The following is a 25,414-nucleotide window of genomic DNA, read 5'->3' on the forward strand; positions in this document are numbered from 1 at the left end:
CGCCCAGTGTACGCATTCATCTACGACCACCTTCGCACCCCGCGCGGCCGCGGCCGTCCCAACGGGGCCTTGCACGAGGTGCCGCCCGTCGAGCTCGCGGCGCAAGTGCTGTCGGCCATCGCCTCGCGCAATCGGCTTCCCGCCGGCGGCGTCGACGATGTCGTGCTCGGCGTGGTCTCCCCGGTGGGCGAGCAGGGCTGCAACATCGCGCGGACCGCGCTGTTGCGCGCGGGCTACGCAGACTCGGTGCCGGGCATCCAGATCAATCGCTTCTGCTCGTCGGGACTCGATGCGGTCAATCTCGCCGCCGGTCAGATTCGCAGCGGGAGTTGCGATCTGGTCGTCGCCGGTGGCGTCGAGTCGATGTCGCGCGTGCCGATGAGTTCCGACGGCGGGGCCTGGTATAGCGATCCCATCCTCGTCTACGACAATCATCTGGCCCCGCAAGGCATCGGTGCCGATCTGATCGCGACGCGTGCCGGGCTGTCGCGCGCAGACGTCGACCGCTATGCGCTCGCGAGCCAGCAGCGCGCTGCGCATGCCTGGAATGAAGGCTATTTCGCTGCCTCGGTCCAGCCTGTCGTCGATGAACTCGGGCAGGTATTGCTCGATCGCGACGAGCATCTGCGGGCCGATACGAGCTTCGAATCCTTGTCCGCATTGCCGGCGGTATTCGCCAATCAGGGGGCAAGCGGCTACGACGCCGTCGCGCTGCAGCGCTATCCCGAAGTCTTTGCCATCGATCATGTGCATACCGCCGGAAATTCCAGCGGCATCGTCGATGGTGCGTCTGCGGTTCTCGTCGGCAGCGCCGAGGCCGGAGCGAGATTCGGGCTGAAGCCACGGGCCCGGATTCGCGCCGCAGCTTCGGTCGGCAGCGAGCCGACGATCCAGCTCACGGGGCCCGAGGCAGCCACGCGAAAAGTGCTCGCCAAGGCGGGCATGTCAATCGCCGACATCGACCTGTTCGAGCTCAACGAGGCGTTTGCTTCGATCGTGCTCTGGTACATGCAGCGCTTCGACATCGATCACGAGCGCATCAACGTCAACGGCGGTGCGATCGCGATGGGCCATCCGCTCGGCGCCACCGGTGCCATGCTGCTCGGCACCGTGCTCGACGAGCTCGAGCGCCGTGGCAAGAGCACTGCACTGATCACCGCCTGTGTCGGCCTTGGCATGGGCACGGCCACGATCATCGAGAGAGTGTCATGACGCAGGTGCCGGTTTCCTCGCTGAACCTCGACATCGGCACCGACGGCGTCGCCGTGCTGCGCATGAACTGCGTCGATCGCCCGATGAATCTCGCGACGCTGACGTTCGGTGTCGAGCTTGCGAACATGATCGAGCATGTCGCCAAGGACGCGTCGATTCGCGGCGTGGTGCTGACCTCGGACAAGGCCGACTTCATGGCCGGCGGTGACATTCACGGCATGGTCGCCCAGTTCGATGGGCTCGGCGACGAGGCCAGCGTCTATCGGGACATCGCGCGGCCGTTCAGCCTCGTGATGCGTCGCCTCGAAACCTGCGGCAAGCCGTTCGTGGCTGCGATCAACGGCTCGGCGCTCGGTGGCGGCCTGGAGCTGGCGCTCGCCTGCCACCATCGCATCGTCGCCCGCTTGCCCAAGCTCGTGCTCGGGCTTCCCGAAGTCGGCATCGGCCTGCTTCCGGGCGCGGGCGGAACACAACGCTTGCCGCGGCTCATCGGCATCGAAGCCGCGGTGACGCTGATGCTCGAAGGGACTCGCCTGTCAGCCGAAGAAGCGTTGACGCGCGGCATCGTGCACGCGGTCGCGGAGCCGGAGTCCTTGCTCGACGAGGCGCGGCAATGGATTCTCGCGGGCGGACAGGCCTTGCAGCCCTGGGATCGCAAGGGGTTTCGAATTCCGGGCGGAAGCGGCTTTTTCGATGCCGGAATCAACCAGCTCAGCAATACGCTCGCGACCCGGATCAGCGTCGACACGCGGCACAACTATCCGGCGCCGATCGCGCTGCTGAGCGCCGTCGTGCGCGGCGCTGCACTGCCGTTCGAAGCGGGCATGCGGGTCGAATCGCGCGAGTTCACACGCCTGCTGCGTAATCCGGTTTCGCGAAACCTGCTGCGCACCGGTTTCGTATCGCGCAACGCTTGTGATCGTCTTGCGCGGAGACCAGCCGGCTTCGAGCAGAAAAGCTTTCGCCGCATCGGCGTGATCGGCGCCGGGCTCATGGGCACCGGTGTCGCCCAGGTTGCGGCGCAGCGTGGCATCGAGGTCGTGCTGCTCGACGCCAGCGAGGCACAGGCCCAGGCCGGACGCGCACGAATCGGTGAGCAGTTCAGCAAGCTCATCGCGCGCAAGCGCATGGCGGCCGGCGAAGCGGATGCCACGCTCTCGCGCATTACCGCCACGGCGGACTACCGTGCACTTGCCGACTGCGAACTCGTCGTCGAAGCGGTGTTCGAGAATCGCCAGGTCAAGGCCACGGTGTTCCAAAAGCTCGCCGCCGTCCTGGGTCCCGACGCGATCGTCGCGAGCAACACCTCGGCCTTGCCGATCGGGCAACTGTCCGGAACGATCGAAAAGCCCGAACGCTTCATTGGACTACATTTCTTTTCACCGGTCGATCGGATGCCGCTGGTCGAGGTGATCTCGGGTAGCCGGACCTCGAAGCAGACACTCGCGCAGGCGCTGGATTTCGTGAAGCAATTGCGCAAGACGCCGATCCAGGTCAACGATGCACCGGGATTCTTCACGACGCGGATCATCACGGCTTATCTGTTCGAAGCCGTCGGCATGGTCGGCGACGGCTACGCTCCGGCGCTCATCGACAATCTCGCGCGACACGCGGGCTTCGGCCTCGGGCCGCTCGCGCTGATGGATGACCTGACGCTCGACCTTACGTATCGCGCGACCTGCAAGCGTCGTGAGGAGGCTGGATCGAAGTGGCAGGAGCCTTACGGTTTTCGCGTGTTCGAGGATTTCGTCGAGCGCTTCGATCGCAAGGGCCGTCGCCATGGCGCCGGCTTCTATGATTACGCGGACCAGCAGCGCAAGCCGTGGTCCGGCTTGCGGCAGCACTACGCTCCGCGCCCGGACTTCGATGCCGACGACATTCGCGATCGGCTGTTGCTCATCCAGGCGCTCGAAGCCGCGCGCGCCTGGGAAGAGGGTGTCATCGATGATGCGGCCCAGGGCGATGTCGGCTCGGTGCTCGGCATCGGCTTTCCGTCGTACACGGGCGGCGTCTATTCGCTCATCGACACCATGGGCCTGCGCGCATTCGTCTCGTCATGCGAGACACTGGCGGACAAGCATGGAGAGCGCTTCCGTCCGAGTGCCTGGCTGCATCGGCGAGCAGCGAGCGGCGAGCGCTTCCACCCGGCAGCAACGCAGGCCTCGGTGTGAACTTCGAGTTTTCCGAAGAGCAGGAAGCACTGCGCACGCAGTTGCGTCGCCTGCTCGACGAACATCGCGCCTCGCCACGTCAGGTCATGGAGCGCGGGGCAGCCTACGACCGTGAGCTGTGGGCGAGTCTCGTCGATATGGGACTGGCCGCGGCCGCCATCGACGAGCGGCACGATGGGCTCGGCCTGGGTGCACTCGAGCTTTGCGTCGCCGCCGAAGAGACCGGGCGCCGGCTCGCGCCGGTGCCGTTCGCTTCATCGGTGTTGCGCGCGACCGAAGCGCTCAAGCTCGCAGGCGGCGCGATTGCCGACGAATGGCTGCCCAAGCTCGCCAATGCGAGTGTGATCGGCACGCTCGCTTTCGTCGAGGGCCACGGCAGCTGGGATGCGAAGCCTGCCGCGTATGTGAGAGCCGGGCGGCTCAGCGGCGACAAAACCCTGGTTGCCGATCCGATCGCCGATTTCGCGATCGTTTCCGCGGTCGCCGAAGAAGATGGCACCGGTTGGGGGTGGTGGCTCATCGATCTGCGCGATGCGGGTGTCGAACGAAAGCCGATCGACACGATCGATTGCCTGCGTTCGCACGCACGCCTGTGCTTCGATGTGGCGCCGGCGATTCGCCTCGGCGAACCCGGCGAGGGCGCGACGCTGACCGCGAAGCTCATGGACATCGTCGCCGTGTACACCGCTTTCGAGCAGATCGGCGCGGCGCAAATGCTGCTTGAAACCTGCGTCGACTATGCGAAAACGCGGCGCGCCTTCGGCAACTTCATCGGCGCTAACCAGGCGGTGAAACATCGGCTCGCCGACATGTACACCAGGATCGAACTCGCACGCGGTCACTGCTACTACGGGGCCTGGGCGCTCGCCAACGGCTCCGCCGAATTGCCGCTCGCTGCGGCGGGTGCGCGGCTCGCGGCGACCGCAGCCTGCTCGTTCGCAGCCGAAGAGGCGATCGAGCTGCACGGCGGCATCGGCTTCACCTGGGAAAACGACTGCCATCTCTACTATCGCCGGGCGCGTCTGCTCGCACTCGAGCTTGGCAATCGCAGTCGCTGGTCGGATCGGCTCGTCGCTGCGCTGCGCCAGCGCGCCGCGGCCTGAGGAGGCCACATGGATTTCGAAGACAGCCCCGACGAGGCCAGCTATCGCACTCGGGTGCGCGAGTGGATGCGCGAGGCCGCACCACGCTGGAGCCGTCGCGAGACGCAGGAGACGGAAGCGCAGTTCGTCGAGCGCGCCCGCGGCTGGCAGGCCTGCAAGCAGGCGGCGGGCTACGTGGGCATCACTTGGCCGCGCTCCGCCGGCGGACAGGGCGAGGACCCGATCCATCAGATCATTTTCTCGCACGAAGAGGCGCGCTATTCGCTCGCGCTGACGCCGTTCCAGGTCGGCATGGGCATGTGCCTGCCGACGATCTACAGCTTCGCGAGCGACGAGGTCGTGCAGCGCCTGCTGCCGCCGGCGCTGCGTGGAGAGACGATCTGGTGCCAGCTGTTTTCGGAGCCCGCGGCCGGTTCCGATCTCGCCGGCATTCGCACGCGTGCACGGCGTGAAGGCGAGGACTGGATCATCGATGGCCAGAAAGTCTGGACCTCGTGGGCGCACCATTCGGATTTCGGCCTGCTGCTCGCGCGCAGCGACGCCAGCCTCAGCAAGCACAAGGGCCTGACGATGTTCTGGCTCGACCTGCGCACGCCCGGAGTCGAAGTGCGTCCGATACGCGGCATGACGGGCGAATGCGACTTCAACGAAGTCTTTCTCACCGACGTCCGCATTCCAGACGCCCAGCGTCTCGGCGAGGTCGGGCAGGGCTGGAAGATCGCATTGACCACGCTGATGCACGAGCGCCTCGCGATCGGACGTCCGCCCGATGCGCCTGGAGCGGAGGAACTCGTTGCGCTGGCATCCTCGATTCGGGACGGCGAAGGCACGCGGCTCGACAGCAGTGCGGTACGCCAGGCGATCGCCGATTTCTACATCAACGACGCTGGTCTCGACTTCATCCGCATGCGCGTGCAGACCGCAGTGTCGAAAGGCTTGCCCCCGGGACCGGAAGCGTCGATCGGCAAGCTCGTCATGGCCAAGACGCGACAGGACATCGGCGCCTTCGCGATGGACCTGTTCGAAGCCGCGGCGATCGCAGACGACGAACGCGAGCCCATGCGTGGCTTTCGCCATCACTACCTCTTCGCGCCGGGCTTCCGCATCGCCGGCGGCACCGACGAGATCCTTCGCAACGTCATCGCCGAGCGTGTGCTCGGGCTGCCGCCGGATCTGAGACTCGATCGCGATCTCCCTTTCAACGCGCTTAAGTAGCGCTTCTGCAGAGACGACTATGCGTACGCGCGTGACCGAGATGCTCGGTATTCGTTATCCCATCGTGCAAGGCGGGATGATGTGGGTGGGGCGGGCCGAGCTGGCTGCGGCGGTCTCGAACGCCGGCGGCCTCGGCGTTCTGACTGCGCTCACGCAGCCGACGCCCGAAGCGCTCGTCACCGAGATCGAGCGCTGCCGAGGCATGACCGATCGGCCGTTCGGCGTGAACCTGACGATCCTGCCGAGCGCCACGCCGCCGCCTTACGAGGCCTATCTCGACGCCATCATCGGCTCTGGCATCAAGGTGCTCGAAACCGCTGGCAGCAATCCGAAGTCTTTCATCGACAAAGCCAAGGCCGCGGGCGTGCGCATCGTTCACAAGTGCACGAGCCTGCGCCATGCGCTGTCGGCCGAGCGACATGGCGTCGACATCGTGAGCATCGACGGTTTCGAATGCGCAGGACATCCGGGCGAAGACGATGTCGGCGGACTCGTCCTGATTCCTTTGGCGGCGCGCAAGCTCGGCATTCCGGTGATCGCCTCGGGCGGCATCGGCGATGGTCGTGGCCTTGCGGCGGCGCTCGCGCTCGGTGCCGAGGGCGTCAACATGGGCACGCGGTTCTGCGCCACCCAGGAAGCACCGATCCACGAGCTCATCAAGCAGATGATGGTCGACAAGAGCGAGCGCGACACCAACCTGATTTTCCGCACGCTGCACAACACCGGGCGCGTGCTCAAGAACGGCATCTCGGACGAAGTCGTTGCGATCGAGCGGCGTCCCGGCGGCGCGCAGTTCGCCGACGTACAGCATCTGGTCCGCGGCGTGCGCGGTCGCGAGGCGCTCGAGCGTGGCGATCCGGAAGGCGGCCTCGTCTGGGGCGGGCAGGTGGTCGGCCTCATCGACGATGTGCCGAGCTGTGCCGAGCTCATCGAACGCATGGTCGCCGAATGCCGCGAGCAGCTGCGCGTCGCCTCGTCCTACTTTCTCTGAACGCATCGAAGTCTTTTTATGACACGCATCAACTTCATCGAGCACAACGGAAAATCGCACCTCGTCGAGGTGGCCGATGGCAGCTCGCTCATGCAGGCCGCCGTCGACAACATGGTGCCGGGCATCGTCGCGGACTGCGGCGGCGCCTGCAGCTGTGCGACCTGTCATTGCTACATCGAAGGCGAGTGGGCGGCACGTGTCGCGCCCGCGCAAGAGCTGGAAGTCTCGATGATCGAGAGCGCAACGCACACGCGCGCCAGTAGCCGCCTGAGTTGCCAGATCAAGGTGACGCCCGAGCTCGACGGACTCGTCGTGCATCTGCCGGTGTCGCAGTTCTGATGCGTCCGGGGCGAGTGAAATGAGTGCCGAGGCCGTCGTCGTCGATGCGCTGCGCAGCCCTTATGGCCGTCGTCGCGGCGCCCTGCGTGAGTGGCGCCCGGATTCACTGCTGGCGGAGGTCATCGACCGGCTCCTGAAACGCACCGGCCTCGCGCCTGCGAGCATCGAGGACGTGATTGCGGGTTGCGTGAGCCAGGCCGGTGAACAGGCGGCCAACGTGGGTCGTCTCGCAGCACTGCTGTCGGGCTTGCCCGAAACCGTGCCGGGCGTCGTGCTCAACCGCATGTGCGGTTCGAGCCAACAAGCCGTGCATTTCGCAGCGCAGGCGGTCGCGGCTGGCGACATGGATTACGTCATCGCAGGTGGTGTCGAGAGCATGTCGCGCGTGCCGATGTTTCTCGACATCACGCTCGGCCAGCGCGAGTTCCGCGGCTTCGAGGATCTCAATCCGGCGTTGCTGCAGCGCTATCCGCTGATCCACCAGATCGAGAGTGCGGAGCGCATCGCCGAGCGCTGGAACGTCACGCGCGAGGACTGTGACCGCTTCGCGATCGAAAGCCACCAGCGTGCAAGCCGCGCGATGGCGCATGCCGACGGGCGCGTGCGTCTGGCAGGACTTGGCGCCGATGGGACGACGATCGATTTCGCGAACGACGAAGGCGTGCGCCATCTCGTCGACGTCGAGCGCATGCGCGCGATGCTGCCGGTGTTGCGGCCCGAGGGACGCGGCGTGGTGACGGCCGCCAACGCGAGCCAGATTTCGGATGGTGCATCGGCGGTGTTGATCGCCAATCGCGAGCGGGCGACCTCCGATGGCCTGCATCCGCGTGCTCGCTTCAGGGCGCGCGTCGCCTGTGGCTCCGATCCGGTGCTGCAACTGACAGGCGTGATGCCGGCGACCCGGATGGCCCTGCAGCGTGCGGGTTTATCGATCGCGGATCTCGACTGGATCGAGGTCAATGAAGCCTTCGCGAGCGTCGTGCTCGCCTGGGCGCGTGAGTTCGATGCCGACATGGACAAAGTCAATCCCTGGGGCGGGGCGATCGCCCACGGTCATCCGCTGGGAGCCAGTGGCGGAGGCCTGCTCGCGAAGACGATCGCCGGGCTCGAGGCCACCGACGGCACGCTCGGATTGCAGCTCATGTGCATCGGCCATGGCATGGCGACGGCGACCATCGTCGAGCGCCTTTGATCGAAGCGAAAGGAACCGACATGAATATTCAGGGCAGTGTCTTTCTGATCAGCGGTGGTGCGAGTGGACTCGGACTCGCGGCTGCGCGTCGCCTCGTCGAAGCGGGTGGCAAGGCCGTGCTTGCCGATGTCAACGTTCAGGCGGGTGAGGCGGCCGTCGCCGAACTCGGCAAGTCGGCTCACTTTATGCGCACCGATGTGACCGATGCGGAATCCACTGCCGCGGCGGTGCAGGCCGCAGTCGACGTATTCGGAGGCGTGCACGGCCTGGTCTGCTGCGCCGGCGTCGCACCGGGCGAGAAGGTTGTCGGCAAGGAGGGTCCGCATCGGCTCGACAGTTTCGCGCGTGCGATCAACATCAACCTCGTCGGCACGTTCAACCTGTTGCGCCTGGCGGCCGAGCGCATATCGAAGCAGCCGGCCAACGAGGGCGGTGAGCGCGGCGTGATCATCTGCACCGCCTCGGTCGCGGCCTTCGATGGCCAGATCGGGCAAGCGGCCTACTCGGCCTCGAAAGCCGGCGTCGTCGGCATGACGCTGCCGATCGCGCGCGAGCTCGCGCGCTATGGCATTCGCGTCATGACGATCGCCCCGGGCATATTCGAGACGCCGATGCTGCTCGGCCTGCCGCAGGACGTGCAGGACTCGCTCGGCAAAACGATTCCGTTTCCGTCGAGGCTCGGAAAACCCGCGGAATTCGCGCAACTCGTGCAGGCCATCGTCGAGAACCCGATGCTCAACGGCGAGACGATCCGGCTCGACGGTGCGATCCGCATGGCGGCGAAGTGAGCTGCCGATGATCCTCACGAACGAGCAGGAGATGATTCGCGACGCGGTGCGAGATTTCGTCGCCGCGCGGATCACGCCGCATGCGGCCGACTGGGATCGCGAGCATTACTTTCCGCGCGAAGCCTTGCAGGGGCTCGCCGAACTCGGCGTGCTCGGCATGACGGTGCCCGAGCAATGGGGCGGCGCCGGGCTCGACATGATGTCGCTGGTGCTCGTGATCGAGGAGATCGCCGTCGGAGACGGCGCGACTTCGACGATCGTGAGCGTCCAGAACTCCCTGCCTTGCGGCATCCTCAACCGCTACGGCAGCGAGGCGCAGAAGGAGCGCTGGCTGCGCAAGCTCGCGAGCGGTGAATGGCTGGGCTGCTTCTGCCTGACCGAGCCGCAGGCCGGATCGGATGCGGCGAACCTGCGCACGACCGCAGTGCGTGATGGCGACGAATGGGTCATCCGCGGCGTCAAGCACTACATCACGAGTGGCCGCCATGCCGATCTCGCGATCGTCTTCGCGGTCACCGACAAGGCGCTCGGCAAGAAGGGCATTTCGGCTTTCGCCGTCCCGACCTCCACGCCGGGCTACACCGTCGCCCGCATCGAAGAGAAGATGGGCCAGCACGCCTCGGACACGGCGCAGATCGTCTTCGATGACTGCCGAGTCGGTGACGAGGCGCTGCTCGGCACGCCCGGCGAGGGCTATCGCATCGCGCTGTCGAATCTGGAATCGGGCCGCATCGGCATCGCCGCGCAATGCCTCGGCATGGCGAGGGCGGCGCTGCAGGCGGCCGTCGACTACTCGACTCAACGCGAAGCCTTCGGCCAGCCGATCGCACAGCATCAGGCGGTGAGCTTTCGTCTCGCCGACATGGCCACGCGGCTCGAGGCCGCGCGCCAGCTGGTCTGGCATGCGGCCAGCCTCAAGGACGCCGGCAGGCCCTGTCTGACCGAAGCCTCGATGGCCAAGCTGTTCGCTTCGGAGATGGCCGAGGCGGTCTGCTCCGCGGCGATCCAGATTCACGGCGGTTGCGGCTACACGCGCGAAACCCAGGTCGAGCGCTACTACCGCGACGTGCGCGTGGCCCAGATCTACGAAGGGGCGAGCGACATCCAGCGGCTGCTGATCGGCCGCTCGCTGATCGGAGGCTAGCGATGCGATTCGAAGGCAAGGTCGTGCTCGTGACCGGCGCCGGCAGCGGTATCGGCCGTCATCTCTGTGAAGCTTTCGCGGCCGAAGGTGCTGCGATCGCGTCGGCCGATCTCGATGCGCAGGCAGCGCGCGAAACCACGCTAGGGCTCGCAGGGCCGTCGAGCCGCCACGGCTTCTTTCAGCTCGACGTCGCCGACGAAGCCAGCGTCGAAGCGGCCGTGCGCCAAGTGATCGCCAGGCTCGGTCGCATCGACGTGCTGATCAACAATGCAGGCATCGCCTATGGCGACATCTACCAGCTCACGAGCATTCCATCGCCGCGGCTCATGCGTCTGCTCGAGGTCAATGTCGTCGGCGTGCTGCATTGTGCGCGTGCCTGCCGTGCGGCATTGAGCGAAAGTGGCGGCGTGATCCTCAACATGTCGTCGATGGCCTCCTACATGGCCAACGGCGCCTACAGCCTCACCAAGGCTGCGGTGAACAATCTCACGCTGACGCTCGCCGACGAGCTTGCGGGCGACGGCATTCGCGTCAACGGCCTTGCGCCGGGACTCATCGATTCTCCGGCCGCCATGGCACAGGTCAACGCGGTCTTCCAGCGACGCATCCACGCTGCGCAGCTCGTCAAGCGCCAGGGGCGCATGGGCGACGTTGCCGGTCTTGCGATGTTCCTGGCGTCTGAGAGCGCGAGCTTCATTACCGGGCAGACGGTGCTCGTCGACGGCGGCTTCCTGCGGCATTCCTCGCAGGCGATGCCGGTGCCGGTCTCCGGGCTGCCGAACGAATGAGCCGGGCTGCCGCAGCTCCGCTGGAGCATGCGGCTCCGCGCGCCTGGTGGGCGCTGAGCCTGCTGACGCTGATCTACGCCTGCCACACGATCGACCGCAGCGTGATCTCGGTGATCATCGAGCCCGTCAAGCGCGAGTTCGGGCTCAGTGACGGCCAGATCGGCCTGCTCGGCGGTCTCGCGCATGCGGCGCCGTTCGCGCTCGCGGTGCTGCCGATGGGCTGGCTGGTCGATCGCCATTCGCGCACGCGGCTGCTCGCGGCGATGCTGTCGGTCTGGAGCCTGCTGACGCTCGCATCGGGCTTCGCGACGAACTTCACCATGCTGCTGCTCGCGCGCATCGGCATCGGCGCCGCGGAGTCCGGTACGGCACCCGCGAGCTTGTCGCTGATCTCCGATCTGTTTCCCGAGCGTCGGCGCGCGACCGCGATAGGCCTGTTCTACCTGAGCGTCGCCTTCGGCATGGGTGCGATTTTCCTGCTCGGTGGCGCGATCGTGTCGGCGCATGGCTGGCGCTCGGTTTATTTCATCGCCGGTGCGCCCGGGCTGCTGCTCGCGCTGTTGCTGCTCGCGAGTTTCAAGGAGCCCGTGCGTACCGGCTTGTCCGCAGGCAGCTCGGATCACGGTCTCGCCGCGTTGCGGCAGATCGCCAAGCTCAAGCGACTGAGCTGCGCGATGGCGGCAATGGCGCTGGCTTCGATGGTGGGGGCTTCAGTGTGGACCTGGGCGGCTTCGCTGATGATTCGCGCGCATGGCATGGATCTGCGTCAAGCGGGCGTCGTCGTCGCGATGGCCGCGGGCATCTTCCAGGCGCTCGGCGCCGCCGTCGCAGGACCGCTCGCGGACCGGTTCGCGGCGCGGCGCCCCGGGGCGGGCGGATGGCTCGCAGCTGCTTCGGTGTCGCTATCGGTGCCGGCCGGGCTCGGCATGGCGTTCTCGCAGAACGAGAACACCGCGATCGCCTGTACGCTTGCGCTCGGGTTCACGCTGGGCAGCTGGCTCGGTCCTGGTTACGCCCTGATCATCGGCCACGCGCCTGCAGCTTTGCGCGGTGGCGTGCTCGCGGCGACACAGCTCTGCAACGTGCTGGTCGGTGTCGGCCTCGGGCCTCTGCTGACGGGCACGATCAGCGACGCGCTCGGCGGTGCGGATTCACTCGCTCATGCAATGGCCTGCACCTTGATGATCAATCTTTTCGCCGCGATGTTGTTCTGGATCGCGAGCAAAAGGGACACATGAGCGACGCAGCCCGCCTTGAGGCGATCGAACGCCGTGTCGCGCAGCTGGAGCGGCGTCAGGCTATCGTCGAGACGCTGCAGCGCTACGCGACCGCCATCGACTACGGCCTCGACGAAGACTGGCTCGACTGCTTCCTGCCGGATGGCGTGTTCGAAGTGCGGCCGCGACTCGCACCGGCGTTCCGTGTCGAAGGCCAGGCGGCGCTGCGTCCGTTCATCGCGCTGCACACCAAGGCACCATCGCGTTGGCACAAGCACCTGATCACGCAGCATCGCATCGAGGTCGATGAAAGATCCGGCGATGCGCGTGTGCAGAGCTACATCCTGCGGGTCGACGAGGACGACGATGCGCAGCCCAAGCTCTGGGTGTTCGGACGCTATCTCGACGAACTCCGGCTTTGCGCCGACGGGCGCTGGCGCTTTTCGCTGCGCGTCATCGAGATCGAAGGCGCTCAGCCCGCCGCGTGGGCGCCGCTGCAGCAGCGCTTGTTCGATCCTTCGCGGTACTGACGCGAATCCGCGATGGGATTCAGGCGAGCTCGCGCGTGTCGAGGTCGCGGCCGGTGAAATCCGATTCGACGGCGAGCGCATAGCTGCGAGCGACCGCAGCGGCGGGCATCACCGCGTACGCCGACAGATCGGTCATGCCGAAACCTTCGAGCGTCTCCTTCACGAAAGTCGCGCTGACGCCGTTGATCCGGATGCCGCGCGGCAGATCGCGCGCCGCTCCGACGATGAAGCCATCGATGCCACCGTTCGATGCGGTGATCGCGCTGAAGCCTGGCAGCGGTGACTTGTTCATGAAGCCGCTCGACAGCGTGAACGAGCCACCGTCGCGCAGGTTCGGCAGGCCCAGGCGCACGAGGTTGATCTGCGACATCACGCGGTCCTGCCAGGCTTCGAGATAGTCGGCGGGCGAGAGCTCCCAGAGCGGCGTGAAGATGCGGCCGCTGCCGAGCGCGACGACGAGCGCGTCGAAGCGTCCACAGCGCTCGTAGAAATCGCGAATCGAATCTTCCGAGCGGGCGTCGACGAGAAGATCGCCGCCGCTGCGGCTTGCCTGCACGACCTCGTGGCGCTGGCGCAGCAGGCTTGCAACCGCCGAGCCGATGACGCCGCGGCCGATGACGACGATGCGCATGGTCAGAGCCCTCCGCAAACGGGCAGCAGAGCCCCGGTGATCGCGCCGGCCTGCGGCGAGGCCAGGAACGCGATCACGTTCGCCAGTTCCTCGGGTTGCACCCATTTGCCGTGATCGGCATCGGGCATCGACTCGCGGTTCGCCGCCGTGTCGATGATCGACGGCAGTACCGCGTTGACGGTCAGGCCGTGGCCCTTGAACTCGTCGGCGAGGCTCTGCGTGAAGCGATGCACGGCGCTCTTGGAAGCGGTGTAGGCGGCGATTCCGGCGCCGGGGCGCTCGGCACTGAGTGCGCCAATGTTGATGATGCGCCCCGAGCCGCTGCGCAGCAGCCAGGGCAGGGCGGCGCGACTCGCGTTGACCGCGGTCAGCAGGTTCAGCCGATGCAGCGTGTCCCAGGTCTGCGGTTCGTCGTTGGCGAATGCCTGCCAACGGAATCCACCGGCGACGTTGACGAGCACGTCGATGCGCTCGAGGCGCGTCGCGGCGGTGTCGATCGCGAGCTTCGCGGCCTGTGCATCGACGAGATCCACGTTGCCCAGGTGCAGCGAGTCCGCGGGCTCCGACGAGGCCGGCGATGCTTGCGCATCGATCAATGCCAGCCGCGCTCCATCCGCGGCGAAACGTGCGGCGACGGCTCGTCCCAGGGCGCCGTAGGCACCGGTGATTGCAACCACTCTTCGCATTCGAATATCTCCTCGTCGTATGGCGCTGTCGGGCGCATCTTGTGGGGGTGTCGGCGGGGTGTCGAAGCGGTGCATTCAACCGCTTGACCGCCCGGCTTCAATGATTGATCATTAAGATCATATATACAAACATGAGCGACGGGACATGATCCGTTCCGATCGCGGCCAGTCATGACGAGGAGCTGCTTGTAGCTATGAACATCAACGACCTGATCCTGATCAGCGTGGACGACCATCTGATCGAGCCGCCCGATCTGTTCACCCAATTCATCGATGCTCCGTTCAAGAGCCGCGCCCCGCGCATCCAGAGCAAGAAGGATCGCGACTTCTGGACCTTCGAAGGCAAGGTTTATCCGTCGATCGGCCTCAACGCCGTCGCCGGCCGTCCGCTCGAGGAGTACGGCATGGAGCCGACCTCCTATGAGGGCATGCGCAAGGGTTGCTACGACATCCACGCGCGCATCGACGACATGAACGCGAACGGCCTGCTGGCCTCGCTGTGCTTCCCGACTTTTCCGGGGTTCGCCGCGACGGGCTTTCTCGAAGTCGCGGACAAGGAGCTCATGTACGCGGTGATCCGCGCCTACAACGATTGGCACGTGCACGTCTGGTGCGGCAGCTATCCGGGCCGCCACATTCCGCTGATCCTGCTGCCGCTCTGGGATGTGAAACTCTGCGTGCAGGAGATCAAGCGCATGGTGCCGCACGGCGTGCACGCGGTGAGCTTTCCCGACAGCCCTTCGAGCGTGAAGCTGCCGAGCGTTCACGACGCGTACTGGGAGCCTCTGTGGAAGGTCTGCAACGATCACAAGGTGGTGATCGCGGCTCACATCGGCTCGGGATCGCCGCCGCCGCATGCATCGCTCGATACCCCCATCGATGCCTGGATCACCACCTTCCCGATGACCATCGCGCTGAGCGCCGGCGACTGGCTGCACGCACCGATGTGGCAGCGCTATCCGGACCTGCGCCTCGCGCTGTCCGAAGGCGGCATCGGCTGGGTGCCTTACTTCCTCGAGCGCGCGGACGCGACGCATCGGCATCACAAGGCCTGGACCAATGCGGATTTCGGCAACGAGATGCCGAGCGACACCTTCCGCCGCCACTTCATCACCTGCTTCATCGACGATGCCTTCGGCATGCGCAACATTGCCGACGTCGGCGAGGACATGGTGACTTACGAGAGCGACTACCCGCATTCCGACAGCGAATGGCCGCGCTCGCCCGAAGCGCTCGTCAACAGCCTCAAGGACATACCGAAAGCGACGGTCGACAAGATCACGCACCTCAATGCGATGCGCGAGTTCTCGTTCGATCCGTTCTCGATCCTCGGTCGCGAGAACTGCACGGTCGGCTCGTTGCGCGCCAAGGCGACGCACGTCAACACCGATCCGGTTCCGGGCCTCGGCGGAGCCGCCAAACCGCATGACGGAGACAAGCGCAAGATCACGTCGGGCGACATCCAGCGCATGCTGACCTCGATGTGATCCATCCGGCGCGGCGCGCAGTGCGCGCCGCGGCCGAACAATTCAGCGGGCGTGCGATCGCGCGCCCGATGTCTGCACAGGAGGAGAGAACCAATGGCAGGCCGTTCGTATCCCGAGTCGCTCTACATCGACGCGGAATGGGTTCCCGTCGCTGACGGCGCTCATGAAGCCGTCGTCAATCCGGCGACCGAAGAACTCATCGCGCTGGCGCCCGTGGCCGGCAAGGTCGAGGCCGACGCGGCGATCGCTGCGGCACGGCGCGCTTTCGATCAAGGCCCCTGGCCGCGCATGTCGGGCAAGGAGCGGGCAACCAGGCTGCAGGCCTTCCTCGATGCCTTGCGCATGCGTGAAGACGAGATCAAGCACCTGATCATGATCGAAGCCGGCGCAACATTGCCGGCGCAGTACGTGCAGTTCGCGATTCCGCTGCAGCATGCGCAGTTCTTCGTCGATCAGTGCTACCAGAGCCCCCTCAAGGGGCTGCCGGTCGATGTCAATCCGACGATGACGGGTGCGAAGATGCTCGGCGGTGGCGTCACCGTGCGCGAGCCCGTCGGTGTGGTGTCGGCGATCACCCCGTACAACTTCCCGTTCTTCATGAACGTGGCGAAGATTTTTCCGGCGATGGCGGCCGGCAACACCGTCGTGCTCAAGCCTTCACCGTACACGCCGTTCGAGGCCTTGATCCTCGGCGAAACCGCTGACGCAGTGGGCCTGCCGAGGGGCGTGCTCAATATCGTCACAGGTGGCAAGGACGTCGGCGAGATGCTCACCACCGATCCGCGCATCGACCTGATCACCTTCACGGGTTCGGATGCCGTCGGTGCCGCGATCCAGGCACAGGCCGCGCCGACGCTCAAGCGCCTGCTGCTCGAGCTCGGCGGCAAGTCGGCGCTGATCGTGCGCCAGGACGCCAACCTCGACCTCGCACTCGGCGCAGGCCTGTTCAACTTCACCTGGCACGCAGGGCAGGGCTGCAATCTCAATACGCGCCATCTCGTGCACAACTCGGTGCGCGCCGAATACGCGAAGCGACTCGGCGAAATGACGCGGGCGGTGAAGGTCGGCAATCCGGCCGATGCTAGCGTCGGCATGGGACCGCTGATCCGTGATGCGCAGCGTCGCCGCACCGAGCAGTACGTGGATGTCGCACTGTCGCAGGGCGCCAAGCTGGTCGCCGGCGGCAAGCGGCCCGCCGGACTCGACAAGGGCTTCTTCTTCGAACCGACGCTGTTCGACGGCGTCGACAACCGCTCGCGCATCGCGCAGGAGGAAGTGTTCGGCCCGATCGGCGTGATCATCGGCTTCGACACCGACGAGGAAGCCGTCGCGCTCGCCAACGACTCCGACTTCGGACTCAGCGGTGGCATCTTCTCGGCCGACGTCGGTCGCGCCTACGAAATCGCTCTGCAGGTCCGCACCGGCGAGGTTTATCTCAACGGCGGCTCTGGCGGCATGAGCTCGCATGCTCCGTTCGGTGGCATCAAGCGTTCCGGCTACGGCCGCGAATACGGTGCCGACGGACTCAACGAATACAGCTACGTGAAGTCGATCGTCTTCCACGCAGGCTGATCGAACAAGGAACGCAGACCACATGGGTAATCACAGCGTATTGCGGGTCGACGTCTCGAACGTGCCGGCACACGTGCCGCGCGAGCTCATCGTCGATTACGACATCTGGGCCACGCCGACGGACGTCGATCCTTTCCTCGCGATCGACGAGCTGCGCAAGAAGTCGCCGATTTTCTACACGCCAGTGCATTACTCCGGCAACGCGGGCGCCTGGGTGCTCACGCGTGCCGAAGACATCCAGACCGTCATGGGCGATCCGTCGCTGTTCGGCAGCAAGTCGAAATCCGGCTTCACCGCGCTGATCGGTGAAAGCTGGGATCTTGCCCCGCTGGAGGTCGATCCGCCCGAGCATCGCCAGCTACGCCAGATTCTCGATCCGGTGTTCTCGCCCAAGCGCATCGACGCGCTCGACAAGGGCTTGCGCTCGTTCTGCAACAAGCTCATCGACGAAGCCCTTGCCAAGGGTGAGGTCGAGTTCATGGAGGATTTCGCCCGGCCGTATCCGGTGAAGATCTTCCTCGAGCTCATGGGCCTGCCGATGGAGGACTTCGATCGCTTCGTCAAATGGGGCGACGAGCTGCTGCGCAGCGCGACGATCGAAGGCCGCGTCGCCGGCGGCATCGCGATCCGCGACTACCTGCTCGAACTCATCGAGAAGCGCAAGCAGTCCCCCGGCGACAACGACGTGACGAGCATCGTCGTCAATGCGCGCGTCGACGGCCAGCCGCTGCCCCCGCACCGGCTCATCGGCATGCTCTACCTGCTGTTCATCGCAGGGCTCGACACCACGGCGTCCTCGCTGGGCTTCTTCTTCAAGTTCCTTGCCGAAAACCCCGTCGCCCAGCAGCGTCTGCGCGATCGTCCCGAGCTGATTCCGCAGGCCGTGGAAGAACTGCTGCGCGCACATTCGGTGGTCACCACGGGCCGTCGCGTGCTGCGCGATACGGTGCTCAACGGCGTTCAGATGAAGGCCGGCGACTGGATCGTCATCGGCCTGATGTTCGGCAGCCGCGATCCAGAAGAGCACAAGAACGCGACGCAGATCGACATCGATCGCCCGATCGGCCGGCACATGGCCTTCGCCACCGGCGTGCATCGCTGCCTGGGCTCGCATCTGGGACGCCGCGAACTGATCGTGGCGATGGAGGAATGGCTCAAGCGAATTCCGGCTTTCAAGGTCAAGCAGGGCGAATCGCCGCGCATGCACGGCGGCATCGTCTTCGGCGTCGACTATCTGCCGTTGAGCTGGTAACGCCCGATCGGTATCGATCGATAAAAATCATAAGCGCGGTCGTCCGTCAGCGGACCACCGGGAGAAGAACCATGACGCAGTACACCAGGACGCTCGTCGACTACATCAACGGCGCGAGCTACGAGTCGCTGCCGTCCGAGGTCGTCGACAAGGTCAAGCGGCTGATCCTCGACACGCTCGGCAATGCGGTCGCCGGCTTTTCGACGAGTGCGGGCAAACTCGCACTGCGCACGCGCCAGCAACTCGGTGGGACGCCGGACTGCACGGTCCTGGTGACCGGGCAGCGCAGTTCGCCGACGAGCGTGGCGTTCTGCAATGCGACGCTTGCATCGGCGCTCGAAGCCGACGACACCTGCCTGCAGCTTGGCCATCACGGCCAATGCTCGTTCATGCCGGCACTCGCGATCGCCGAGCAGACCGGTCGCAGCGGGCGCGATTTTCTCGTCGCCGCGGCATTGGCCTATGAACTCGGTGCCCGCATCGCCTCGGCGACGCGCCACGTCGCCGTCGGTGCCGATGGGCAGATGCGCTTCAATCCTTCGGGCGGCGGCGTCAACTGGGTTGTGTTTCCGGCGGTCATCGGTGCGGGCAAGCTGCTTGCGCTCGACGCGCAGCAGATGGCGTCGGCCTTCGGCATCGCCGGCTTCTCATCGACGATTCCGACCGGAGGCCGCTGGAACCAGCCGCCGCGCAGCCACCTCAAGTACAACCCGTACGCCTTCATGGCCGAAAGCGGCACGCTCGCCGCATTGCTTGCACAGAACGGTTTCACGGGTGATCCGGACATCTTCGACGGCGACATCGGTGAGGTGAAGGCCAACTGGTGGCAGATGGCCGGCTGCATCGATGTCGCGCCGCAGGACGCCGTCGGCCAGCTCGGCTCGCGCTGGATCACGCTCGATGCTTCGTTCAAGCCTTATCCGAGCTGTCGCTTCACGCACGGCCCGCTGGGGCTGTTCGAAAAACTCGTGAAGCAGCATCGCATCAAGACCGACGACATCGAGAAGGTCGACGTCTACAGCAACCAGATGATGTTCTCGTATCACATGGACAGTCCGGTCGTCGGCTCGGAGGCGGATTGCCAGTTCAGCATGCCGCACCTCATCGCGATGTCGGCGCTCGGCATTCCGGCAGGCCCGAAGTGGGTTTCACCGGAATACTGGAACGATCCGAAAGTCGCAGCGATCAAGGCCAAGGTGGAATGCCATCGCGATGGTGACATCGACCAGAAGGTGGTCGAGCAGTTGCTCGCGGGGCGCTGGGAGCGTACGCACAGCCGCGTCGTGCTGCGCGCCGCGGGCCGGACCTTCGAAGCCGCAGACGAATACGCACCGGGCGATCCGTTCCGCGAGGACACGCGCTTCGACGATGCGAGCCTGTTCGCCAAGTTCCGCAACTCGACCTGCCAGGGCCTGGCCGCTTCGCGCATCGACGAATGCATCGAGACCGTGATGTCGCTCGAGAAGCAGCCCGACGTGTTCGGCCTCATCAACCTGCTGCACTGAGGGCGCTTCCGATGTCCTTCGACCTCGCTTCACTCTATGAGCCGCTGACGCTACCGGGCGGCCTTAGGATTCCGAATCGCATCGTCATGCTGCCGATGACGCGCGTGCGCGCCGAAATCGACGGCACGCCCAACGAACTGATGGCGCAGCACTACCGCCAGCGTGCGGGTGCGGGTCTGATCATCACCGACTCGACGCCCGTGAGCGCGGTCGGTCGCAGTTTCATGAACGCGCCGGCGATGTTCACGACCGAGCACGCGCTCGGCTGGCGATGCGTGACCGACGCAGTGCACGAGCGAGGCGGTCGCATCGTGCTGCAGATGAATCACGTCGGACGAGCGAACAACCTGCAGTTCCTGCAGCGCACCGTCCCGCCGGTCGCCCCGTCGGCCGTGCGTATTCCGCGCAATTCGCGCCGCATCACGATCAACATTCCGCGCGTCACGCCCTACGAGATGCCGCGCGCGCTCGAAACAGAAGAAGTGCCGCTGATCGCTGACGAATTCGCGCGTGCGGCGAAACTCGCGGTGCTCGCCGGCTTCGATGGCGTGCAGGTGCATGCCGACTCGGGCTACCTGATCCACCAGTTCCTCTCGACCAACGTCAACCAGCGCACCGATCGCTACGGTGGATCGCCGCAGAACCGGGCGCGATTCGCGCTCGAAGTGCTCGATCGCGTGATCGATGTGAATGGGCCGGAGTTCGTCTCGATCAAGCTCACGCCGGGCTTCCAGGTGCACGACATCGAAGAGGACGACATCGCCGAGAAGTACGCCTATCTCGTCGACGAACTCAACAAGCGAAAAGGGCTTTCGTTCCTGCATCTGTACTTCGGTGATCTCGCGAGTTCGAGCGTCTATCAGGACATTCGCAGGAGTTTCCATGGGCTCGTGCTTGCCGAAGGCAGCCTGCGCGCGATCGACTATGCGCGCTTCGTCGCCGAGCAGCAGGCCGACCTCATCGGTTTTGCACGCGCGTTCATCTCGAATCCGGATCTCGTCGAGCGCCTGCGCCACGGCTGGCCGATTTCGCAGCCCGACATGAATACCACCTATTCGCTCGGCGCGGAGGGCTACGTCGACTATCCGGCGTACGACCCGTCGAATCCGGAGGCGACCGTGCTCGATCCCAAGGTCCACGACGACGCGGACGCACTGCTGCTTCGACTCAACATCTGATGAGGCTTCCCCGATGGCCGAGGCGAACGCTTCGGCGCGCAAGCTGCGCGTCGGCTTGATCAGTGCTGCCTGGGGTGCGTATGCGCACCTGCCGGCTTGGCGGGCGCTCGACGATGTCGAAGTCGTCGCCATCTGTACGTCGCGCCGGGAAACCGCCGAGAAGGCGGCGAGGGAGCATGGCATCGAACGGGCGTTCTGGGATCATCGCGAAATGTCGCGCGATCCGCAGATCGACATCGTCGACTGCGGCACGCGGCCCGACTGGCGCCGCGAGATGGTGCTTGCGGCATTGGATGCGGGCAAGCATGTCTACAACGGCATTCCATTCTCCGAGAGCTTCGAGTCGTCGCGACGCCTGCACGAGGCGTGGCGCCGCAGTGGACGTGTCGGCTGCGTCGATGCGTTCTGCGAATGGGTGCCGGCGTACCGGCGCATGCGCGAGATGATCGACGAGGGCTTTCTCGGCACTCCCTTCGTCTGCCAGGCGCAGTTCCAGCTCTCGCTGTTCAACAAACCCAGGGTCGATTTCCCCTATAACTGGTTCCAGCATGGCGAGCATGGCTGTTCCGCGCTGCGCAATCTCGGCAGCCATTTGCTCCATTCGATGCTGTACCTGTTCGGCGAAGTCGAATCGGTGATCGGCCACGACGCGCGCTACCTGCCGGAATGGAGCTTCGAGGACGGATCGCGTGTAACCCCGCAGAGCACCGACACGGCGGTGCTCATGCTGCGCTTCACCAGCGGCATGATCGCGACGGTACAGCCGAGCTGGGTTTCGGTCGCGCCGACAGGCTGCATGATCGAGGTCAACGGCAGCGCGGGGCGGCTGCGTCTGGCGAGCGAGCCGCCGTTCCCCCAGCATCTCGCGACGCGACTTTTCGCCAGCGATGCCGACGCTTTGCGAATGGAAGAAGTGCAAATGCCCGCGGATCTGCGATGCCTGCCCAACGGCTCGCCGCTGTCCGCGGTATCGGGAGCGCCGGAATCGGCATCGATGGCCTGGGCCTTTCACGACATGCTGCGTGCGATTCGTGAAGGTGGGAGCTGTCGTCCGGATTTCGAGCAGGCGTGGGCCGTCGAGCGCATTCTCGAAGCGGCACGTCGCTCGCAGCTGTCGCGTGCCTGGGTCGATCTCGCCGATGTCGACTGAGGCTTTCTCCGGCGATCTGGCCTCGGTTCTGTTCGAGCCACTGCAGATCGGCGCACTCGAGTTGCGCAATCGCATCGTGATGGCACCGATGACGCGCGAGTTCTCGACGCACGGCGTGCCGAGCGTCGATGCGCCGGCCTACTACGCGAGGCGTGCCCGCGGCGGCGCCGGTCTCATCGTCACCGAAGGCACGGCGATACCGCACGCGGTCGCGCATCAGAGCCGCCGCGTTCCGCAGCTCCATGGTGACGCGGCGATCGCACGCTGGCGCGAAGTTGTCGAGGCGGTGCACGCGGAGCGCTCGCAAATCTTCGTGCAGCTCTGGCATTGCGGGCTCGGCCGCCTGCAGGAACAGACCGACAATCCAGAAGAACCTTCGATCGCGCCGTCGGTAGTCGGCAAGCGGCCGGTACGAGCAATGAGCGATGCGGATATCGCCGATGTCATCGACGCCTTTGCGAAAGCGGCGCGCACCGCGCAGGTGATCGGCTTCGACGGTGTCGAGATTCACGCGGCGCATGGTTATCTAATTGACCAGTTCTTCTGGATGCGGACCAACCGTCGCACCGACGGCTACGCCGGTTCGATTGCGGCACGCAGCCGCTTCGCCGCCGAAATCGTCGCTGCCATCCGCTCGGCGACGGGCTCCGGGTTCCCGATCATGCTTCGCTTTTCGCAGTGGAAGGGCGGGCATTACGAAGCCCGCATTGCCGAGAATCCTTTCGAACTCGAGCAACTGCTGCGTCCCTTGGCCGATGCCGGTTGCGATCTCTTCGATGCCTCGACTCGGCGCTTCTGGGAACCCGCGTTCGAAGGCAGCGAACTCAATCTGGCCGCCTGGGCGAAGAAGCTGACGGGCAGGCCGAGCGTGACCGTCGGCTCGGTCGGTCTTCGCGGCCCACTCGACGGCAACTACATCGGCGAGATGAGTGCGACCGCGGTTTCCGAATCCAATCTTCACGCCCTGACCCGGATGCTCAATCGCGGCGAGTTCGATCTGGTGGCGCTTGGACGCATGCTACTGGCCAATCCGGAATGGCCGCGGTACGTGCGCAATGGTCGCTTCGGGGATTTGAGTCCCTATGACCCGCAGGCCGTGCAGAGTCGACTCGAATGCGCTGTCGGCGCAGTACCGTAATTGACTCATCAGCTCACCAATTCACGAACGAGGAGTAATCACATGGGCGTGCAGATTCAGGTCGACGAGGCTTTCCCGGTTTCCAGGGCAGCGCCGCTGTCCGAGCGGCTCGGCGGCGTCCTGCGCATCGCAGGACACGTGCTCGTGGAAAAGCTGACCCGTCCGGTTCCCTCGGCGCCGCCGGCGATCCCGCGCTCGGCCGATGCTATTTCGAAGCAATGGGCCAGCGCGGTGTTGTGCGCCGGCCACGAGGGAGCCGAGGTGATCGAGGTGATTCCCGGAGGGGGCAGTAGCGGCACCACGAACCGCCGACATCTCGCGGTCCGCTACAACCAGGCCGGCAAGGCAGCGGGTTTGCCCGAAGAACTGTTCATCAAGAGTACGACGACGCTGACGACGCGCGTGCTCAACGGTTTTTCCGGCATCATCCGTGGCGAAATCGGCTTCTACAATCAAGTGCGTTCGGAACTCGAGATCGAGGCCCCGCGCGCCTACTACGCTGCCTACGATCCGAGCAGCTATCGCTCCATCGTCGTCCTCGACGATATCGTCGCCGCCAAGGGCGCGCGCTTCTGCACGACGGCGGACGAAATTTCGCTGGTGGACATGCAGGGCATCGTCGGACTCCTGGCGCGTTGCCACGGCCAGTACTACGCCAGCCCGAGGCTCGACCGCGAATTCTCCTGGCTCAAGACGCCGCTCGATTTCCAGCGCCAGACCAACGCTTCGCTCGATTTCCGCAAGCTCTGCGACAAGGGAGCGGAGCGCTCAGCCGAAGTGATCCCAGCTACGCTGATGCCACAGCAAGATCGGATCTGGCGGGCTTTCGCCGCTTCGCTGATCGGCAACGCCGAGGCACCTCACTGCTTCCTGCACGGTGATTCTCATATTCGAAATTTCTACCGCACGCAGACCGGTGCAATGGGCGCCTGCGACTGGCAGATCACGCTCAAGGGACACTGGGCTTTCGACTTCGCCTATGCCGTCATCTCGGGACTCACGATTGAAAACCGGCGTCGATGGGAGCGCGGTCTGCTCGAGTTCTATCTCGCGCGGCTTGCGGACAGCGGCGGGCCCGTGGTGGATTTCGACGAGGCTTGGCTCGCGTATCGCCGGCATGCGATCTATCCCTACTACGGTTTCCTGACTGTCATGGGCGCCGGGGCGCTGTTGCCGGCAATGCAGCCGCGCGCCGCCTGCCTCGACATCATCGGTCGCGGTGCACAGGCGATTCTCGACCTTGATTCGTTGGTGGCGCTCGAAGCATGAACACGCCCGCGCCGGCGGTCGGCTTCATCGGTCTCGGCGACATGGGCGGCGCGATCGCGCGCCGCATCGTCGAGGGTGGTTTTTCGACGACATTGTGGGCACGCCGTAGCGCGAGCCTCGATGCGTTTCGTGATACGGCTGCGCGCTTCGCGGATAGTCCGGCGGCACTCGCAACCACGAGCGACATCGTCGGGCTCTGCGTCTTCGGAGACGCCGACGTGTATGAGCTGGCGCTCGGTGGGAATGGCCTGATTGCCTCCATGCGGCCCGGCAGCATTCTGCTGATCCACAGCACGATTTCGGTCGCGACCACGCTCGAGATCGCGAATGCGGCCTCGCACCGTGGCATCGCCGTGCTCGACGCGCCGGTCAGCGGCGCTCGCATTCGTGCGACGAGTGGTCGCCTTTCGATCATGGCGGGTGGCGAGAAGGCCGCGTTCGATCGGGTCTTGCCTTTGATGCGCTGTTACGGGGAGTCCATTCTGCATCTGGGCGCCAGCGGAAGCGGGCAGAAGATGAAGCTGCTCAACAACGTGCTTGGCTTCGCCAATCTGCGCATGGCGCATCTGGCGCTTGAGCTTGCGGACCGGCTAGGGCTTGAAAACACCGCCGCGCGGCAGGTTTTGCGCTCGGGCAGTGCGGCCAGCTTCAATCTCGACATCCTGCTCGATCGACTTCTGCCCGATGCGGCTTTCGCACGTCACGCAGTGACGATGACGGAGAAGGACACGCGACTGTTTCAGGACGTCTGCCGGCTTGCGGGCATCGAGCCCACGCTGATGGACCGGCTCGCCGAAGAAGCCATCCAGGTCGTCGACCAGCTCGGTCGGCGTTGAATCAATCCAAGGAGTTCGCG

The 25,414-nt window shown here is 65.4% G+C and carries 23 protein-coding genes; 21 read left to right on the forward strand and 2 right to left on the reverse strand.

The features are described from left to right. The first annotated feature begins 6 nt into the window (after positions 1–6). From AC3WUM_RS22870 to AC3WUM_RS22925, 12 genes are read left to right on the forward strand one after another with little or no spacing between them, the layout of a single operon-like run. Complete coding sequence (locus AC3WUM_RS22870) at positions 7–1,212, forward strand: acetyl-CoA C-acetyltransferase (RefSeq protein ID WP_492413313.1); 1,206 nt, start codon at positions 7–9, stop codon at positions 1,210–1,212. After that, entirely contained in the window at positions 1,209–3,383 is a 2,175-nt protein-coding gene (locus AC3WUM_RS22875; RefSeq protein ID WP_492413315.1) for a 3-hydroxyacyl-CoA dehydrogenase NAD-binding domain-containing protein, read from the forward strand. The genes AC3WUM_RS22870 and AC3WUM_RS22875 overlap by 4 nt, the downstream gene beginning before the upstream one ends. Further along, positions 3,380–4,486, forward strand: a complete 1,107-nt coding sequence (locus AC3WUM_RS22880; RefSeq protein ID WP_492413317.1) for an acyl-CoA dehydrogenase family protein — start codon at positions 3,380–3,382, stop codon at positions 4,484–4,486. The genes AC3WUM_RS22875 and AC3WUM_RS22880 overlap by 4 nt, the downstream gene beginning before the upstream one ends. Positions 4,487–4,495: 9 nt before the next feature. Then, positions 4,496–5,701 (forward strand): acyl-CoA dehydrogenase family protein, encoded by a 1,206-nt coding sequence (locus tag AC3WUM_RS22885; RefSeq protein WP_492413319.1) that lies wholly within the window; start codon positions 4,496–4,498, stop codon positions 5,699–5,701. After that, the gene (locus tag AC3WUM_RS22890) at positions 5,676–6,692 is read left to right on the forward strand and encodes an NAD(P)H-dependent flavin oxidoreductase (RefSeq protein WP_492413407.1); all 1,017 of its coding nucleotides are present in this window, start codon (positions 5,676–5,678) and stop codon (positions 6,690–6,692) included. The genes AC3WUM_RS22885 and AC3WUM_RS22890 overlap by 26 nt, the downstream gene beginning before the upstream one ends. A gap of 18 nt (positions 6,693–6,710) precedes the next feature. Next, a complete protein-coding gene (locus tag AC3WUM_RS22895) occupies positions 6,711–7,031 on the forward strand; it encodes a 2Fe-2S iron-sulfur cluster-binding protein (protein ID WP_492413321.1) in 321 nt (106 codons plus the stop codon). 19 nt (positions 7,032–7,050) lie between these two features. Beyond that, positions 7,051–8,223, forward strand: a complete 1,173-nt coding sequence (locus AC3WUM_RS22900; RefSeq protein ID WP_492413323.1) for a thiolase family protein — start codon at positions 7,051–7,053, stop codon at positions 8,221–8,223. 20 nt (positions 8,224–8,243) lie between these two features. After that, positions 8,244–9,011 (forward strand): 3-hydroxyacyl-CoA dehydrogenase, encoded by a 768-nt coding sequence (locus AC3WUM_RS22905; protein ID WP_492413325.1) that lies wholly within the window; start codon positions 8,244–8,246, stop codon positions 9,009–9,011. A gap of 7 nt (positions 9,012–9,018) precedes the next feature. Next, positions 9,019–10,155 carry an acyl-CoA dehydrogenase family protein gene (locus AC3WUM_RS22910; protein WP_492413327.1) on the forward strand — a complete coding sequence of 379 codons (1,137 nt, stop codon included), beginning with the start codon at positions 9,019–9,021 and terminating at the stop codon, positions 10,153–10,155. 2 nt (positions 10,156–10,157) lie between these two features. Beyond that, a complete protein-coding gene (locus tag AC3WUM_RS22915) occupies positions 10,158–10,943 on the forward strand; it encodes an SDR family NAD(P)-dependent oxidoreductase (RefSeq protein ID WP_492413329.1) in 786 nt (261 codons plus the stop codon). Beyond that, on the forward strand, positions 10,940–12,181 hold the full coding sequence (locus AC3WUM_RS22920; protein WP_492413331.1) for an MFS transporter: 1,242 nt from the start codon (positions 10,940–10,942) through the stop codon (positions 12,179–12,181). Before AC3WUM_RS22915 ends, AC3WUM_RS22920 begins: the two co-directional genes overlap by 4 nt. Beyond that, positions 12,178–12,690, forward strand: coding sequence for a nuclear transport factor 2 family protein (locus AC3WUM_RS22925; RefSeq protein WP_492413333.1), 513 nt, complete (start codon positions 12,178–12,180; stop codon positions 12,688–12,690). Before AC3WUM_RS22920 ends, AC3WUM_RS22925 begins: the two co-directional genes overlap by 4 nt. A 19-nt stretch (positions 12,691–12,709) precedes the next feature. On the opposite strand, the gene AC3WUM_RS22930 is transcribed toward AC3WUM_RS22925, so the two are convergent. Then, positions 12,710–13,321 (reverse strand): short chain dehydrogenase, encoded by a 612-nt coding sequence (locus AC3WUM_RS22930; protein WP_492413335.1) that lies wholly within the window; start codon positions 13,319–13,321, stop codon positions 12,710–12,712. 2 nt (positions 13,322–13,323) lie between these two features. Further along, a complete protein-coding gene (locus tag AC3WUM_RS22935) occupies positions 13,324–14,007 on the reverse strand; it encodes an SDR family NAD(P)-dependent oxidoreductase (RefSeq protein ID WP_492413337.1) in 684 nt (227 codons plus the stop codon). 194 nt (positions 14,008–14,201) lie between these two features. On the opposite strand from AC3WUM_RS22935, the gene AC3WUM_RS22940 reads away from it, so the two are divergent. The 9 genes from AC3WUM_RS22940 to AC3WUM_RS22980 all read left to right on the forward strand — a co-directional run bounded on the left by AC3WUM_RS22940 (position 14,202) and on the right by AC3WUM_RS22980 (position 25,394). Continuing rightward, positions 14,202–15,494, forward strand: a complete 1,293-nt coding sequence (locus AC3WUM_RS22940; RefSeq protein ID WP_492413339.1) for an amidohydrolase family protein — start codon at positions 14,202–14,204, stop codon at positions 15,492–15,494. 93 nt (positions 15,495–15,587) lie between these two features. Next, the gene (locus tag AC3WUM_RS22945; RefSeq protein WP_492413341.1) at positions 15,588–17,066 is read left to right on the forward strand and encodes an aldehyde dehydrogenase family protein; all 1,479 of its coding nucleotides are present in this window, start codon (positions 15,588–15,590) and stop codon (positions 17,064–17,066) included. Positions 17,067–17,088: 22 nt separating this feature from the next. Continuing rightward, a complete protein-coding gene (locus tag AC3WUM_RS22950) occupies positions 17,089–18,318 on the forward strand; it encodes a cytochrome P450 (RefSeq protein WP_492413343.1) in 1,230 nt (409 codons plus the stop codon). A 71-nt stretch (positions 18,319–18,389) separates the two neighbouring features. Then, positions 18,390–19,823, forward strand: a complete 1,434-nt coding sequence (locus AC3WUM_RS22955) for an MmgE/PrpD family protein (RefSeq protein WP_492413345.1) — start codon at positions 18,390–18,392, stop codon at positions 19,821–19,823. 11 nt (positions 19,824–19,834) lie between these two features. After that, complete coding sequence (locus AC3WUM_RS22960) at positions 19,835–21,001, forward strand: alkene reductase (protein WP_492413347.1); 1,167 nt, start codon at positions 19,835–19,837, stop codon at positions 20,999–21,001. Between the two features lie 13 nt (positions 21,002–21,014). Then, a complete protein-coding gene (locus AC3WUM_RS22965; RefSeq protein WP_492413349.1) occupies positions 21,015–22,151 on the forward strand; it encodes a Gfo/Idh/MocA family protein in 1,137 nt (378 codons plus the stop codon). Further along, positions 22,141–23,289, forward strand: a complete 1,149-nt coding sequence (locus AC3WUM_RS22970) for an NADH:flavin oxidoreductase (RefSeq protein ID WP_492413351.1) — start codon at positions 22,141–22,143, stop codon at positions 23,287–23,289. The genes AC3WUM_RS22965 and AC3WUM_RS22970 overlap by 11 nt, the downstream gene beginning before the upstream one ends. Positions 23,290–23,331: 42 nt before the next feature. Next, positions 23,332–24,558, forward strand: a complete 1,227-nt coding sequence (locus AC3WUM_RS22975; protein WP_492413353.1) for a phosphotransferase — start codon at positions 23,332–23,334, stop codon at positions 24,556–24,558. Next, entirely contained in the window at positions 24,555–25,394 is an 840-nt protein-coding gene (locus AC3WUM_RS22980; RefSeq protein ID WP_492413355.1) for an NAD(P)-dependent oxidoreductase, read from the forward strand. Before AC3WUM_RS22975 ends, AC3WUM_RS22980 begins: the two co-directional genes overlap by 4 nt. The last annotated feature ends 20 nt before the right edge of the window (positions 25,395–25,414 follow it).

Source organism: Hydrocarboniphaga sp. FW305-C-57, assembly GCF_058783045.1.

Bases quoted from the DNA above. Each gene is read 5' to 3' on its own strand.
- AC3WUM_RS22970 (WP_492413351.1), top strand. From the start codon at position 22,141: ATGTCGACTGAGGCTTTCTCCGGCGATCTGGCCTCGGTTCTGTTCGAG.
- AC3WUM_RS22935 (WP_492413337.1), bottom strand. From the start codon at position 14,007: ATGCGAAGAGTGGTTGCAATCACCGGTGCCTACGGCGCCCTGGGACGA.
- AC3WUM_RS22945 (WP_492413341.1), top strand. From the start codon at position 15,588: ATGGCAGGCCGTTCGTATCCCGAGTCGCTCTACATCGACGCGGAATGG.
- AC3WUM_RS22915 (WP_492413329.1), top strand. From the start codon at position 10,158: ATGCGATTCGAAGGCAAGGTCGTGCTCGTGACCGGCGCCGGCAGCGGT.
- AC3WUM_RS22980 (WP_492413355.1), top strand. From the start codon at position 24,555: ATGAACACGCCCGCGCCGGCGGTCGGCTTCATCGGTCTCGGCGACATG.
- AC3WUM_RS22920 (WP_492413331.1), top strand. From the start codon at position 10,940: ATGAGCCGGGCTGCCGCAGCTCCGCTGGAGCATGCGGCTCCGCGCGCC.
- AC3WUM_RS22905 (WP_492413325.1), top strand. From the start codon at position 8,244: ATGAATATTCAGGGCAGTGTCTTTCTGATCAGCGGTGGTGCGAGTGGA.
- AC3WUM_RS22895 (WP_492413321.1), top strand. From the start codon at position 6,711: ATGACACGCATCAACTTCATCGAGCACAACGGAAAATCGCACCTCGTC.
- AC3WUM_RS22900 (WP_492413323.1), top strand. From the start codon at position 7,051: ATGAGTGCCGAGGCCGTCGTCGTCGATGCGCTGCGCAGCCCTTATGGC.
- AC3WUM_RS22930 (WP_492413335.1), bottom strand. From the start codon at position 13,321: ATGCGCATCGTCGTCATCGGCCGCGGCGTCATCGGCTCGGCGGTTGCA.
- AC3WUM_RS22925 (WP_492413333.1), top strand. From the start codon at position 12,178: ATGAGCGACGCAGCCCGCCTTGAGGCGATCGAACGCCGTGTCGCGCAG.
- AC3WUM_RS22950 (WP_492413343.1), top strand. From the start codon at position 17,089: ATGGGTAATCACAGCGTATTGCGGGTCGACGTCTCGAACGTGCCGGCA.
- AC3WUM_RS22885 (WP_492413319.1), top strand. From the start codon at position 4,496: ATGGATTTCGAAGACAGCCCCGACGAGGCCAGCTATCGCACTCGGGTG.
- AC3WUM_RS22960 (WP_492413347.1), top strand. From the start codon at position 19,835: ATGTCCTTCGACCTCGCTTCACTCTATGAGCCGCTGACGCTACCGGGC.
- AC3WUM_RS22875 (WP_492413315.1), top strand. From the start codon at position 1,209: ATGACGCAGGTGCCGGTTTCCTCGCTGAACCTCGACATCGGCACCGAC.
- AC3WUM_RS22955 (WP_492413345.1), top strand. From the start codon at position 18,390: ATGACGCAGTACACCAGGACGCTCGTCGACTACATCAACGGCGCGAGC.
- AC3WUM_RS22910 (WP_492413327.1), top strand. From the start codon at position 9,019: ATGATCCTCACGAACGAGCAGGAGATGATTCGCGACGCGGTGCGAGAT.
- AC3WUM_RS22965 (WP_492413349.1), top strand. From the start codon at position 21,015: ATGGCCGAGGCGAACGCTTCGGCGCGCAAGCTGCGCGTCGGCTTGATC.
- AC3WUM_RS22940 (WP_492413339.1), top strand. From the start codon at position 14,202: ATGAACATCAACGACCTGATCCTGATCAGCGTGGACGACCATCTGATC.
- AC3WUM_RS22975 (WP_492413353.1), top strand. From the start codon at position 23,332: ATGGGCGTGCAGATTCAGGTCGACGAGGCTTTCCCGGTTTCCAGGGCA.